We start from the raw sequence: 12549 nt of genomic DNA on the forward strand, positions 1-12549 counted from the left end.
GACCGATGTCGGCGTCCCTGCTGGCGCAGTAGGGCGGCGGGCAGCCCGGGGGCGCGTATCCCCGGTCGTGCCCTGTCGGGGAAGGACGGCAGCCGACGAGCGCACCGGGGTGCGGATCGGCGGTCAGCACGAGCCAGCCGGTCAGCACAGACCAGCGGCGGGGCAGCCGGTCAGCCGCGGCCCTGGAGCCAGCGGCGCAGGTCGGACAGGCGCTGATCGTCCGGGGCCGACGGCCGCCGCTCCTCGGACGGGCGGCGCTGTTCGACCGGCGGACGCTCCACCGGGCGGCGCGGGTCGCCGACCAGCTCGCGGCTGGGGGCGGCGAACTTCTTCTCCGGCTCGCCCGCGACGGCGGTGCCGATGACCCGGGCGACCGCGTCGATCACCCGCGCCTGCACGGCCGCGCCCACCGAGTCGGTCGGGTCGTCCGGGTTGGCAGCGATGCCCGCGACCGCCACCTGCGGGGTGAAGCCGACGAAGGTCTCGGTGGCGTTCTTCTCCGAGCTGCCGGTCTTGCCGGCCACCGGCCGGCCGTCGAGGATCCGGTTCACCGAGGTGGCCGTGCCACCGTTGCACTGCGCGAGCGTGGACTGCTGGCCGACCGGGCAACGGGCGGCGTCGGTCGCGGCCCGGGCCACGTCGGCGTCGAGCACCCGGCGGCAGGACGGGTCGCCGACCGGCACCCGCTGGCCGTCGGCGGCGGTCACCGAGACCACCGGCAGCGGCGCGCAGTACGTGCCCTCGGCGGCCACCGTGGCGTACGCGTTCGCCAGGTCGAGCGGGGTGGTGGCGGTGACGCCCAGGGTGAACGAGCCCCAGTTGGCGGCGTCGTTCTCGGCGAACGTGGCGTCGGCGTCGGCCCGGAAGGTGATGCCGAGGCGCTTCGCCATCTCGACCACCTTCTCCTGCCCGACCTGCTCGGCCAGCCACACGAAGTACGTGTTCACCGAGCGGCCGAAGCCGTCCCACATCATCCGGTAGCCGTCCATCCACTCCGGGTTGGCGTTGGCCGGGCACCACCGGCCGTCGCAGCTGCCCTCGCCCTCGGCGGCGTACCGGGTGGACAGCCGGCTGGGCGCGTCGAAGCCGGTGGACAGCGGCTTGCCGGCCTCCAGCGCGGCGAGCATGGTGAAGAGCTTGAACGTCGAGCCGGCCTGGTAGCCGGCCACGCTGTCGCCGCCGGAGATCAGCGGGTTGACGGTGTTGGGGCGGTTGGCCTGCCCGTCCGGGTTCGCGTCGAGGCTGTAGTGCCGGTTGACCGCCATCGCCAGCACCCGGCCGGTGCCCGGTTCGACGGCGGCGATCGGCAGGGCGCGCTTGTTGTCGTAGGAGTAGACGCTGGTGGCCTGCTTCTGCGCGGTGGCCTGGATCTTCGGGTCCAGCGAGGTCACCACGGTGTAGCCGCCGCGGCGCAGGGCCTGCTCGCGCTCCTCGACGGTCGCGCCGAACTCCGGCTGCGCGAGCCACCACTGCCGCAGGTAGTCGCAGAAGAAGCCCCAGTCGTCGTGGCCCTCGGCCACGGCGGTGCAGCCGTTGGGCTGGGCCGTGGGGCGCAGCGTCAGCTTCTCGGCCCGGGCCCGCGCGGCCTCGTCGGCGCCGATCGCGCCGGTGGAGACCATCGAGTCCAGCACGTAGCCGCGCCGCTCCAGCGCGGCGTCCGCGTCGCCGTCGATCGGGCTGTACGCCTCCGGCGACTGCACCAGGCCCGCCAGCAGCGCCGCCTCGCCGAGGGTCAGCTCCGCCGGGGACTTGGCGAAGTAGCGCTGGCTGGCCGCCGCGATGCCGTACGCCCCGGAGCCGAAGTACGCGATGTTCAGGTAGCGGTTGAGGATCTCGTCCTTGCTCAGGCGCTGCTCCAGCGCCGAGGCGTACCGGATCTCCTGGATCTTGCGCCCGACGGTCTGCTCGGTGGCCGCGGCGCGCTCCTCGGCGGTGCGGGTGGGGTCGGTCTTGAGCACGTTGCGGACGTACTGCATGGTCAGCGTGGAGCCGCCCTGCTGGCCGCCGCCGGAGACGTTCGACACCACGGCCCGCAGCAGCCCGCGCAGGTCGGCGCCGCCGTGGTCGTAGAAGCGCCGGTCCTCGGCCGCCACGATCGCCTGCCGCATCACCGGGGCGATCTCGTCGAGCGGCACGTCGGTGCGGTTGACGTCGTAGAACGTGGTGATCAGCGTCCTGCCGTCGTTGGCGTAGAGGTAGGAACGCTGCGGCGTGACCGGGGTGCGCAGGGCCTCGGGCAGCCCCGCGTACGACCCGACCGCGGCCTTGGCGGCGAACCCGAGCAGCAGGTTTCCCGGCAGCGCGGCGACCGCCAGGACGAGGCCGGCGAGCACGCCGGCGAGCAGCACGGTGAACAGCCGCGACAGCGGCGGGCGGGGTGGGGCCATGGTCCCCAGGATTGCCACGTAACGGGCCAACCGACCACCCCCGCGGCCCGGTTGTCAGCAATTTCACCGCCCGTGACCAGCGACTTCCCATCCCACCGCTCTCGCCGGCACCGCTGGCCCCGGAGGCCCCGAGCACCCCGGCGGGTCAGGTGGGCAGGGGGCCGTTCGGGCCGGGGGTGGCCGGGGCGGCGGCGGTGGCGAGGCTCGCGCTGGCGGCGTCGCGGGCGATGTCCCGGGGCACCAGGCGGCCGGAGCGGTACCCGACGCCGATGCCGGCGATCAGCACGAAGATCGCGCCGAAGGTCTGCAACGAGCCGATCAGCGCGCCGCCGACGCCCAGCAGCGGGGCGGCGATCATCAGCATGACGCCGTCACCAATGCTGAACGTGCCGGACCGGGCCACCGACCAGCCGGTCAGCAGCCAGCCCAGGCTGTAGCAGGTGGCGCCGATGAGCACGAGCACGCGCGCGGTGGTGCCGAAGACGGGGGTCTGCTCCGCCAGCCCCGCGAAGGGGAGCATGAGCACCGTGCCGGCGATGGAGACGAGCAGGCCGGCGACGGCCGCCCGGCGGCTGCGGGTCGCCGCCAGCAGCCCGGTCAGCGCCAGCAGGGCGAGCAGCCCGAGCCACACCGCCGCCACCCAGCCCACCAGGTAGAGCGGCCGGCCGTCGGCCGGGTACGGGTCGTTGCCCACCCCGCCGTCGCTGCCCATCGCCACGACGGCGTAGAGGATGGCGTACGCGGGGAGCAGCCACACCGCGCCCCGGGCGAGCCGGCGCAGCGACCAGGCCCAGGTGGCGTTCGTGGCCGGCCCGATCGGCGTCGGCTCGACGAAGGGCAGCACCCCGAACCCTCCGCCGGTACGCCGGCTGCCGAGCGGCCCGGCGGGATCGTGCGCACCGGGCACCGGGGCCGAGGACCGTACCCGCTTCGCCGGATCCTTCATGCGTCACCTCGCTCGTCCGACGAGCGGTGCGGAACGCGCCGGGGCGCCCCGATGCCTGCTCACCGCCCGTCCTAGGACCGATGGTGGCAGGCGACGGAGCGCCCCATGAGTGGTTCTCACATTTCCGGGCAATCGCGCCCGGACCCGGTCAGGCCCGTTCGCGCTGGTCGGCCGGGTCGTTGAGCAGGCTCCCCGGGGAGACCGGCTCCGGCGCCGGCAGCCCCTGCGGCGTGCCGCCCGTGGCCTGCGCCTCGGCGACGCGTACCTCGTCGTGGATCTGCTGGGCGGCGGCCGCCGCGGCCTGCGCGGCCTCGGCCGCCTCGCGCTCCACCTCGCCCGCGCTGCCGGCCGCCTCCGGGGCCGGCTCGTCGCCGACCATCCGGCTCAGCCCGCCGAGCGCGCCGCCCATGCCCTCCAGCGCCTTGGTCAGCTCGGCCGGCACGATCCAGACCTTGTTCGCGGTGCCGTTGGCGATCTGCGGCAGGGCCTGGAGGTACTGGTAGGCGAGCACCTTCTGGCTCGGGTTCGCCTGGTGGATCGCGTCGAACACCGTCTTGATCGCCTTCGCCTGACCCTCGGCCTGGAGGATCCGGGCCTGCCGGTCACCGTCGGCGCGCAGCACCGCGGACTGCTTCTCACCCTCGGCCGTGAGGATCTGCGACTGCTTGTGCCCCTCGGCGTTCAGGATCGCCGCCCGGCGGTCGCGCTCGGCGCGCATCTGCTTCTCCATCGAGTCGCGGATGCTCGCCGGCGGCTCGATCGCCTTGAGCTCCACCCGGGTGACCTTGATGCCCCACCGCCCGGTGGTCTCGTCCAGCACGCCGGACAGGTGCCGGTTGATCTGGTCGCGGCTGGTCAGCGCCCGCTCCAGGTCCAGCGAGCCGATCACGTTACGCAGCGTCGTGACGGTGAGCTGCTCGATGGCCTGGAGGAAGTTCGAGATCTCGTACGTGGCCCGAACCGAGTCGACGACCTTGAAGTAGAGCACCGTGTCGATCGAGACGACCAGGTTGTCGGAGGTGATCACCGGCTGGGGCGGGAAGCTGACCACCTGCTCCCGCAGGTCGACCTTGGTACGCACCGCGTCGACGAACGGGACCAGGATGTTGAGCCCCGGGTTGAGGGTGCGCTTGTACTTGCCGAGCCGCTCCACAACGTCCTGGCGCTGCTGCGGCACGATCCGCACGGCCTTGGCCAGGGTGATCACCCCGATCAGGGCGATGGCCATCAGTAGGACCGGGATCACAAGTTCCATGTACTCACCTTTTCGCTTCGGGTAGCTCCCCGGAAGGAGAAACGTCGTCCCGCCACACCAGGGCGGTGGCGCCCCGCACCTGGATCACCTGCACCCGGTCGCCCGGGGCGAAGTGCTGGCTCGCGTCGTAGGAGCGGGCCTGCCACAGCTCGCCGTCGATCTTCACCATGCCCTGCCCGGCGTCGACCTGCTCCAGCACCAGCGCCGTGCTGCCCTCGATCGCCTCCACGCCGAAGGGCTGCTCGCCGCTCTCCAGCGCCGAGCGGCGGTGCCTGCGCAGCGTGGGCCGTACGCCCAGCACCGTCAGCGCCGACACGCCGGCGAAGACGATCGCCTGCACCTCGACCGGCGCGCCGAGCGCCGCCGCTCCCGCGGCGGCCAGGGCCCCGACCGCGAACATGATCAGAAATAGCGTCGTCGTGAAGATCTCAGCGACCGCCAGAACGACACCCAGCACGATCCAGAACACGGCGTCCACCCCCCGATCGTGACACGTCAAAGCACGTGGAGCCCACCCGCGAAGATCAGTAAGCTCGGCGGCACGCCGGCGGCCCACCCCGACGGCACCGGAATCCCCCGAGGAGAGCCCGTGTCCCTGCTGCCCGAGACCACCCGCCAGGTCGATGCCCTCGTCGCCGGGGCGCAGTCCGCCGGCCGTACGCCGTCGCTGCTGATCGGCGTGGTGCGGGACGGCGCGCTGACCCACCTCGCCACCGCCGGCGAGCACCCGCGCCCCGACGCCGACCTCCAGTACCGCCTCGGGTCGATCAGCAAGACCATGACCGCGACCCTGGTCATGCAGGAGCGCGACGCCGGCCGGCTGGCCCTGGACGACCCGCTGGAGAAGCACCTGCCCGGCACCGGTGTGGGCACACTCACCCTGCGGCAGCTGCTCGGCCACGCCAGCGGCCTGCGCCGCGAGCCGGACGGGCAGTGGTGGGAGCGCGCCGAGGTCGGAGACCTGGCGACGCTGCTGGCCGGGGTGAGCGCCGAGAAGATTGCCTATCCCCCGCACCGGGTCTACCACTACTCCAACCTGGCGTACGGGCTGCTGGGCGGGGTGCTCGAACGGATCACCGGCACCCCCTGGGCCGACCTGCTCCGCCAGCGCGTGCTGGAGCCGCTCGGCATGGGCCGCACCACGTACGCGGCCACCGAGCCGTTCGCCCGCGGTTACGTGGTGCACCCCTGGCACGACACGCTGCGGGAGGAGCCGCGTACCGACACCGGGGCGATGGCCCCGGCCGGGCAGCTCTGGTCCACCGCCGAGGACCTGGCCCGGTGGGCGGCCTTCCTGGCCGACCCCGCGCCGCAGGTGCTGGCGGCGGAGACGCTGGCCGAGATGTGCGTCCCCGTGTCGATCAGCGACGTCGACTCGTGGACCGGCGGGCACGGCCTCGGGCTGGAGCTCTACCGGCAGGGCGAGCGGGTGTACGTCGGGCACGGCGGCTCGATGCCCGGCTACGTGGCCGCCCTGGCGGTGCACCGCCCGTCGCGCACCGGCGTGATCGGCTTCGCCAACTCGTACGGCTTCCGCACCGGCGGGATCGGTGGGCTCGCGTTACGGATCCTCACCACCGTCCTGGACGCCGAACCGGCGTTCCCGCAGCCCTGGCGGCCCGCCGCCGCTCCCCCGCCCGCCGAGGTCGACGAGGTGACCGGTCGCTGGTGGTGGATGGGGGCGTCGCTCGACGTCACCTGGGACGCGGCCAGGGGCGAGCTGGTCGTGTACGTGCGCGGCGAGCGGGTCAGCGTGTTCGTCCCGGAGGGGCCGGACCGCTGGCGGGGTCGCTCCGGCCCCGAGAACGGCGAGATCCTGTCGGTGCTGCGCGACGGGTCGGGACGGGCGGTGGCGCTCGACATCGCCACCTTCGTCTTCACCCGCACCCCCGACCAGGAGCCCTGACGGCGCCCGCAGCCGCCGGCGGAGGATCCACATGCGAGACGCTGTCGGGCTGATGTCGCAGACGATTCAGGGGCCGTCTGGCGTCGCAGCGGCCACAAGCACCGCTGATGTCACAGACGACTCAGCTCGACAGCGTCGTACGACCCCTTCGCCCACGAACCAGGCCGCCGCCGACGGGCCGGACCGCGCTCGCGCTCAGGCCGGCTCGGTGACGAAGTCGATCAGGCGTTCCATCGCGTTGATCAGCGGGGTCTCCACGTCGGCGAAGCTGTCGACCCGGGACAGGATGTGCCGCCACATGTCCGCCGGCTCGGCGACCCCGAGCGCGGCGCAGACGCCCTCCTTCCACGGGCGTCCCGGCGGCACCACCGGCCACGCCCGGATGCCCAGCGCCGCCGGCTTGACCGCCTGCCACACGTCGACGTACGGGTGCCCGGTGACCAGCACGTGCGGGGAGGTCACCTTCGCGACGATCCGGCTCTCCTTGGAGCCGGCGACCAGGTGGTCGACGAGCACGCCGAGGCGCCGGTTGGGGCCCGGGGCGAAGTCGCGCACCTCGGCGTCGAGCGCGTCGATGCCGTCCAGCGGCTCCACCACCACGCCCTCGATGCGCAGGTCGTCGCCCCAGATCCGCTCGACCAGGGCGGCGTCGTGGATGCCCTCCACCCAGATCCTGCTGGCCCGGGCGACCTGGGCGCGTACGCCGTCGACGGCGATCGAGCCGGAGGCGGTGCGGCGGCGGGCGGCGGGCACCGGGGCGCGGGTCGGCCGGCGCAGCGTCACCGGCCGCCCGTCGAGCAGGAACGCCGCCGGCAGCAGCGGAAAGTTGCGCCGGCGTCCGTGCCGGTCCTCCAGCACCACCGCGCCGGCCTCGAAGCCGACCACCGCCCCGCAGAAGCCGGAGTCGGCGTCCTCGACCACGAGGTCCGGCTCGGCGTCCACCTCGGGCGTGACCTTCCGCCGCCGCCAGTCCCCCGCCAGCACATCGTCCGCGTACCGCCCCATGCCGATCAAGCTAACCTCCCACCTCTCCCCCCGCACCCGACACGCCGCCTCCGCCGCTCCCGCCGCGGCGATCTTGCAGTTGTGGTGTCCCGCGAAAGGGGCAGAGGTCGACGATCCACCCACCACAACTCCATGATCGACGGGACGGGGGGCGCATGATCAGCGGGGCGGCGGACAGTCGGAGCGGCAGTCGAGACAGGGGCGGCGGTGACCACGTACCCTTTCGGCATGTCCACCCCCGCAGCGGGCGCGGCCACTCTCACACCGCGCCGGTCCAGCCGGTTCGTGGCCTGGGTGCGCGCGTGGCGCGCCGGGCTGGTGCCCTTCGACGAGCTTGCCGACGCCATCGCCGGCGACGAGGAGCACCTGGTCGCCGACGCGCCCGGCACCTGGACCGACGTTCCCCTGCCCCAGGCGCTACCCACCCTCGCGAAGCTCTCGCCCGACGAGATCCGGCTCGTGCTGCCCGCGCCCGGCGACCCGCGCGGGCTGCCCGGGCCGGGCGACTTCGCCGGCGCGGCGCTGGTCGCCGGCGAGGCGGTCGTCGCCGGAGGGCTCGGGCTCATCCCGCACGTGCGCACGCACACGTCCGGCTCCGGCGACACCTTCGAGACGGTCCTCTGGCGGGTCTACCCGCTGCCGGCCGACGCCCCGGCCGCCTCCCTCGCGTTGCCCGGCGCGGCCGAGGCCGAGGCGGAGCTGGCGGTGGCCCTGGCCGACACGACCGCCGCGCTGACCCGGCTGGACGTCGCGCAGTGGCGACCCGAGTTGGCCGGGGCGCTGGAGGCGTTGCGCCGGCCGGACGGCGCCACCGACCTGCCGCCCGGGTTCGACCCGCGGGCCCGGCGGCTCTTCGCCCGGGCCGCCGTGCTCGACCGGGTGCTCGCGCTGGCCGGGCACGCGGCGCCGGGCGGCGCGATCAACAACTACGAGGCCCAGCAGCGCGACGCCGCGCTGCGCCCGCTGACCACCGCCTGCCGGCAGGCGCTGGTGGCCGCCTGCAACGCCCCGCTGCGCCCCTGATCGCAGGTCAGATCTCGTCGACCAGGTCGGCGACGGAGTTGACGATCCGCGACGGACGGTACGGGTAGCGCTCCGCCTCGGCGCGGCTGCTGATGCCGGTCAGCACCAGGATCGTCTCCAGCCCGGCCTCCAGCCCGCAGAGGATGTCGGTGTCCATCCGGTCGCCGATCATCGCGGTCGTCTCGGAGTGCGCGTTGATCGTGTTCAGCGCCGAGCGCATCATCATCGGATTGGGCTTGCCGACGAAGTACGGCTCGATCCCCGTCGCCTTGGAGATCATCGCGGCGACGGAGCCGGCGGCCGGCAGCGCGCCTTCCACCGACGGGCCGGTCACGTCGGGGTTGGTGCAGATGAACCGGGCCCCGTCGTTGATCAGCCGGACCGCCTTGGTGATCGCCTCGAAGCTGTAGGTGCGGGTCTCGCCCAGGACCACGTAGTCCGGGGCGAAGTCGGTCAGCACGTAGCCGACCGCGTGCAGCGCCGTGGTGAGCCCGGCCTCCCCGATCACGTACGCGGTGCCGCCCGGGCGCTGGTCGGCCAGGAACTGGGCGGTGGCCAGCGCGGAGGACCAGATCGCCTGCTCCGGCACGTCCAGGCCCATCCGGCTCAGCCGGGCCGTGAGGTCGCGGGGCGTGTAGATCGAGTTGTTGGTGAGCACCAGGAACGGCTTGCCGGAGGCGCGCAGCCGGGAGACGAACTCCGGTGCCCCGGGCACGGGCTGGCCCTCGTGCACCAGCACGCCGTCCATGTCGGTCAGCCAGCTCTCCACCGGCTTGCGGTCCTGCATCGTCACTCGTTCCAGGGTGTCGGGCCGCCGGCGGGGCCGGCGCGGCGGTCAGGAGGCCGGGTTCCCGGCTTCCTGGGCGGCGGTGGGGCGGCGTGCCGGGACGCAGCACACCGTGGGGCAGGTGTCCCACATGGGCAGCTCGCCGAGGCGGCGGCGCAGGCCGGTCCCGTCCGGGTCGGTCCGCTCGCGGACCAGCTCGCGCACCATCGCCACGAACCGGGGGTCGGTGCCGGGGGTGGCGGCCCGGACGAAGTCCAGCCCGAGCTGCCTGGCCGTCTCCCGCGCCTCGGTGTCCAGGTCCCACACCACCTCCAGGTGATCGGAGACGAACCCGATCGGGCTGACCACCACGCCGGTGGTGCCGGCGTCGGCAAGCGTACGCAGGTGGTCGTTGACGTCCGGCTCCAGCCACGGCACCTGTGGCGGGCCGGAACGGCTCTGCCAGACCAGGTCCCAGGGCAGGTCCGGGGCGGCCGCGGCGTGGACCAGCCGGGCGACCTCGGCGAGCTGCGCCTCGTACCGGCCGCCGTGCGGGCCGGCGTTCGCGGCCATCGAGTTCGGGACCGAGTGCGCGGTGAACACGAGTCGGGTGCCGTCCCGCTTCGCCGGGTCGAGGCGGCGGAGCGCCGCCCGCACCGCGTCGGCGTGCGGCTCGACGAAGCCGGGGTGGTCCCAGAACTGGCGGAGCTTGTCGATCAGCGGGGCGTCGGGGCCGACCGCCGCGCGGGCGGCGGCGATGTCCTCCTGGTACTGCCGGCAGGAGGAGTAGCCGCCGAAGGCGCTGGTCACGAAAGCCAGGGCGTGGGTGACGCCGTCGTCGCGCATCTGCGCCACGGTGTCGGCGAGCATCGGGTCCCAGTTCCGGTTGCCCCAGTAGACCGGCAGGTCGAGGCCGTTGGCGGCGAAGTCCTCCCGGACCGCCGCGAGCAGCTCCCGGCACTGCTGGTTGATCGGCGAGACGCCACCGAAGTGCTGGTAGTGCTCGGCGACCTCCGCCAGCCGCTCCGGCGGCACGCCCCGCCCCCGGGTCACGTTCTGCAGGAACGGCATCACGTCCTCGGGCCGTTCCGGTCCGCCGAAGGACACCAGGACCACCGCGTCGTACGCCATGGCTCCCATTCTTCCCGGTGCCCGTTCCCGCCGGGCGCGGCCCCCTGGTCCGGGGTGTGAGGAAGGGCCCCCTGCTATGCAGAATGCGATTGCAGGGGGCCCTTCCTCACACGTCAGGCGCCGATGGCGTGGTAGCCGCCGTCGACGTGCACGATCTCGCCGGTGGTGGCCGGGAACCAGTCGGACAGCAGCGCCAGGCAGGCCCGCGCCGCCGGCTCCTGGTCGGTGAGGCTCCAACCCAGCGGCGCGCGCTCGGCCCAGGCCTCCTCGAACTGATCGAAGCCGGGGATCGACTTGGCGGCGATGGTGCGCAGCGGCCCGGCGGCGACCAGGTTGCTGCGGATGCCCTGCTTGCCCAGGTGCAGCGCCAGGTAGCGGGAGGCGGACTCCAGCCCGGCCTTGGCCACGCCCATCCAGTCGTAGACGGGCCACGCCTTCGTGGCGTCGAAGGTCAGGCCGACCACCGCGCCGCCGGCGGACATCAGCGGCAGCGCCGCCATCGCGAGGGATTTGTAGGAGTACGTGGAGACGTGCAGCGCGGTCGCCACGTCCTCCCAGGGGGCGTCGAGGAAGCCGCCGCCGAGGCAGCTCTGCGGGGCGAAGCCGATCGAGTGCACCACCCCGTCCAGGCCGTCGACGTGCTCGCGCACGCGGTCGCCGAGCCCGGCGAGATGGTCGGCGTCGGTCACGTCCAGCTCGATCACCGGGGCGGGCTCGGGCAGTCGCCTGGCGATCCGCTCCACGAGGGAGAGCCGGCCGTAGCCGGTGAGCACGACCTGCGCCCCGTTCTCCTGGGCGAGCTTCGCCACGGAGAAGGCGATCGAGGCGTCGGTGATGACGCCGGTGACCAGCAGCCGCTTACCGGCGAGCAGTCCGGACATGCAGGGATTCCTCCGTAGTTCTCAGTGACCGCTTGTCAGTGGCCCATGCCGAGGCCGCCGTCGACCGGGATGACGGCGCCGGAGACGTAGCCGGCGGCGTCGCCGGCCAGCCAGGTGACCACGCCCGCGATCTCGTCCGGCTGGGCGAACCGGTTGGCGGGGATGGCCTTGCGGTACTCGGTCCTGCGGTCCTCGGGCAGGCCGGCGGTCATGTCGGTCTCCACGTAGCCGGGCGCGACCACGTTGGCCGTGATGTTGCGGCTGCCCAGCTCGCGGGTGATCGAGCGGGCCACGCCCACCAGGCCGGCCTTGCTCGCCGCGTAGTTGACCTGGCCGGGGCCGCCGTAGAGGCCGACCACCGAGGAGATGAAGATCATCCGGCCCCACTTCGCGCGCAGCATCTTGCCCGAGGCGCGCTTGGCGCACCGGAACGCGCCCGTCAGGTTCGTGTCCAGCACGCGGGTGAACTGCTCCTCCGACATGCGCAGCAGCAGCGTGTCGTCGGTGATCCCGGCGTTGGCGACGAGCACCTCCACCGGCCCCAGCTCGGCCTCGATCGCGGTGAACGCCGCGTCGACCGACGCGGAGTCGGTCACGTCGCAGCGGACCCCGAACAGCCCCTCGGGTGGCTCGCCGCTGCGGTGGGTCACCGCCACCCGGTCGCCCTGCTTGGCGAAGGCCTGCGCGATGGCCAGGCCGATCCCCCGGTTGCCGCCGGTCACCAGGACGGTACGGGCCACGGTTCCCCCTGTAGTTCAGTGATCTCCCGGTCGGTCGGAGCCTAGGCGTTACCGGCAGGTAAGCGCTAACGCCGTGCACGTCCGGGCCGGCGCGGCGTCGCCCGGCACCGGCCCCTGCCCCGTCCCTCCGGCGACGCGGCGGGCCCCTCGGCCGAGGTCCGTGCGGCCGCTCGGCCGAGTGCGGCGACGGCGACCGGCGGGTGTACGATGATCCGCGTTTGCGGGCCGTGCGGCCCGCTTCCGGGCCCCGCCGACCGCAGGAGGTGATCGCTGTGCGAGATAGCGATCCTCCCAGTCGTGGCCGGGCCGAACGTCAGCCCCGCTGAGCCACGACTCAGCAGGTGAGCTGACCCAGCTCCGCTCCCCGCCCCGCCCGGTCACCGGCCCCGCGCCGGTCGGCCGCGCCGCGCCGGGAGCCGCCCGGTCACGACTTCGTGTGCGCGTCCCGACCCACCCCTCTGCGGTCCGCCCCCGCACGCGCGGACCGTCCAGTCGCCGCCCGGAGCCGT

Annotated in this window: 11 protein-coding genes; 2 read left to right on the forward strand and 9 right to left on the reverse strand. The window is 73.7% G+C overall.

The features are described 5' to 3' along the window. Nucleotides 1–170: 170 nt before the first annotated feature. The 4 genes from ACLQ20_RS22025 to ACLQ20_RS22040 all read right to left on the reverse strand — a co-directional run bounded on the left by ACLQ20_RS22025 (nt 171) and on the right by ACLQ20_RS22040 (nt 5066). Nucleotides 171–2387 carry a transglycosylase domain-containing protein gene (locus tag ACLQ20_RS22025; RefSeq protein ID WP_425857530.1) on the reverse strand — a complete coding sequence of 739 codons (2217 nt, stop codon included), beginning with the start codon at nt 2385–2387 and terminating at the stop codon, nt 171–173. 145 nt (nt 2388–2532) lie between these two features. Next, nucleotides 2533–3333, reverse strand: coding sequence for a hypothetical protein (locus ACLQ20_RS22030; RefSeq protein WP_425857532.1), 801 nt, complete (start codon nt 3331–3333; stop codon nt 2533–2535). Nucleotides 3334–3481: 148 nt separating this feature from the next. Next, a complete protein-coding gene (locus ACLQ20_RS22035; RefSeq protein ID WP_425857534.1) occupies nt 3482–4588 on the reverse strand; it encodes an SPFH domain-containing protein in 1107 nt (368 codons plus the stop codon). 4 nt (nt 4589–4592) lie between these two features. Beyond that, nucleotides 4593–5066 (reverse strand): NfeD family protein, encoded by a 474-nt coding sequence (locus ACLQ20_RS22040; RefSeq protein WP_151457518.1) that lies wholly within the window; start codon nt 5064–5066, stop codon nt 4593–4595. Between the two features lie 111 nt (nt 5067–5177). Here ACLQ20_RS22040 and ACLQ20_RS22045 point away from each other — a divergent pair, with 111 nt between their 5' ends. Continuing rightward, nucleotides 5178–6494, forward strand: a complete 1317-nt coding sequence (locus tag ACLQ20_RS22045; protein ID WP_425857536.1) for a serine hydrolase domain-containing protein — start codon at nt 5178–5180, stop codon at nt 6492–6494. 195 nt (nt 6495–6689) lie between these two features. On the opposite strand, the gene ACLQ20_RS22050 is transcribed toward ACLQ20_RS22045, so the two are convergent. Then, nucleotides 6690–7499 (reverse strand): DUF3097 domain-containing protein, encoded by an 810-nt coding sequence (locus ACLQ20_RS22050; protein ID WP_425857538.1) that lies wholly within the window; start codon nt 7497–7499, stop codon nt 6690–6692. A gap of 228 nt (nt 7500–7727) precedes the next feature. Here ACLQ20_RS22050 and ACLQ20_RS22055 point away from each other — a divergent pair, with 228 nt between their 5' ends. Next, a complete protein-coding gene (locus tag ACLQ20_RS22055) occupies nt 7728–8522 on the forward strand; it encodes a hypothetical protein (RefSeq protein ID WP_311413869.1) in 795 nt (264 codons plus the stop codon). A gap of 7 nt (nt 8523–8529) precedes the next feature. Here ACLQ20_RS22055 and ACLQ20_RS22060 read toward each other — a convergent pair whose 3' ends face one another. The 4 genes from ACLQ20_RS22060 to fabG form a co-directional block, all read right to left on the reverse strand. Further along, nucleotides 8530–9309, reverse strand: coding sequence for an HAD-IIA family hydrolase (locus ACLQ20_RS22060; RefSeq protein ID WP_151457586.1), 780 nt, complete (start codon nt 9307–9309; stop codon nt 8530–8532). Between the two features lie 48 nt (nt 9310–9357). Then, a complete protein-coding gene (locus ACLQ20_RS22065; RefSeq protein ID WP_151457583.1) occupies nt 9358–10419 on the reverse strand; it encodes a ferrochelatase in 1062 nt (353 codons plus the stop codon). 113 nt (nt 10420–10532) lie between these two features. Further along, nucleotides 10533–11300, reverse strand: coding sequence for an enoyl-ACP reductase FabI (gene fabI, locus ACLQ20_RS22070; protein WP_151457584.1), 768 nt, complete (start codon nt 11298–11300; stop codon nt 10533–10535). A gap of 35 nt (nt 11301–11335) precedes the next feature. Beyond that, on the reverse strand, nt 11336–12040 hold the full coding sequence (fabG, locus tag ACLQ20_RS22075) for a 3-oxoacyl-ACP reductase FabG (RefSeq protein ID WP_151457585.1): 705 nt from the start codon (nt 12038–12040) through the stop codon (nt 11336–11338). Between the last annotated feature and the right edge of the window lie 509 nt (nt 12041–12549).

Origin of the sequence: Micromonospora sp. DT46, assembly GCF_049841735.1 — a bacterium.
GTDB lineage: Bacteria > Actinomycetota > Actinomycetes > Mycobacteriales > Micromonosporaceae > Micromonospora > Micromonospora reichwaldensis.

Bases quoted from the DNA above. Each gene is read 5' to 3' on its own strand.
- ACLQ20_RS22030 (WP_425857532.1), bottom strand. From the start codon at position 3,333: ATGAAGGATCCGGCGAAGCGGGTACGGTCCTCGGCCCCGGTGCCCGGT.
- ACLQ20_RS22050 (WP_425857538.1), bottom strand. From the start codon at position 7,499: ATGGGGCGGTACGCGGACGATGTGCTGGCGGGGGACTGGCGGCGGCGG.
- ACLQ20_RS22035 (WP_425857534.1), bottom strand. From the start codon at position 4,588: ATGGAACTTGTGATCCCGGTCCTACTGATGGCCATCGCCCTGATCGGG.
- fabI (WP_151457584.1), bottom strand. From the start codon at position 11,300: ATGTCCGGACTGCTCGCCGGTAAGCGGCTGCTGGTCACCGGCGTCATC.
- ACLQ20_RS22060 (WP_151457586.1), bottom strand. From the start codon at position 9,309: ATGCAGGACCGCAAGCCGGTGGAGAGCTGGCTGACCGACATGGACGGC.
- ACLQ20_RS22025 (WP_425857530.1), bottom strand. From the start codon at position 2,387: ATGGCCCCACCCCGCCCGCCGCTGTCGCGGCTGTTCACCGTGCTGCTC.
- ACLQ20_RS22065 (WP_151457583.1), bottom strand. From the start codon at position 10,419: ATGGCGTACGACGCGGTGGTCCTGGTGTCCTTCGGCGGACCGGAACGG.
- ACLQ20_RS22055 (WP_311413869.1), top strand. From the start codon at position 7,728: ATGTCCACCCCCGCAGCGGGCGCGGCCACTCTCACACCGCGCCGGTCC.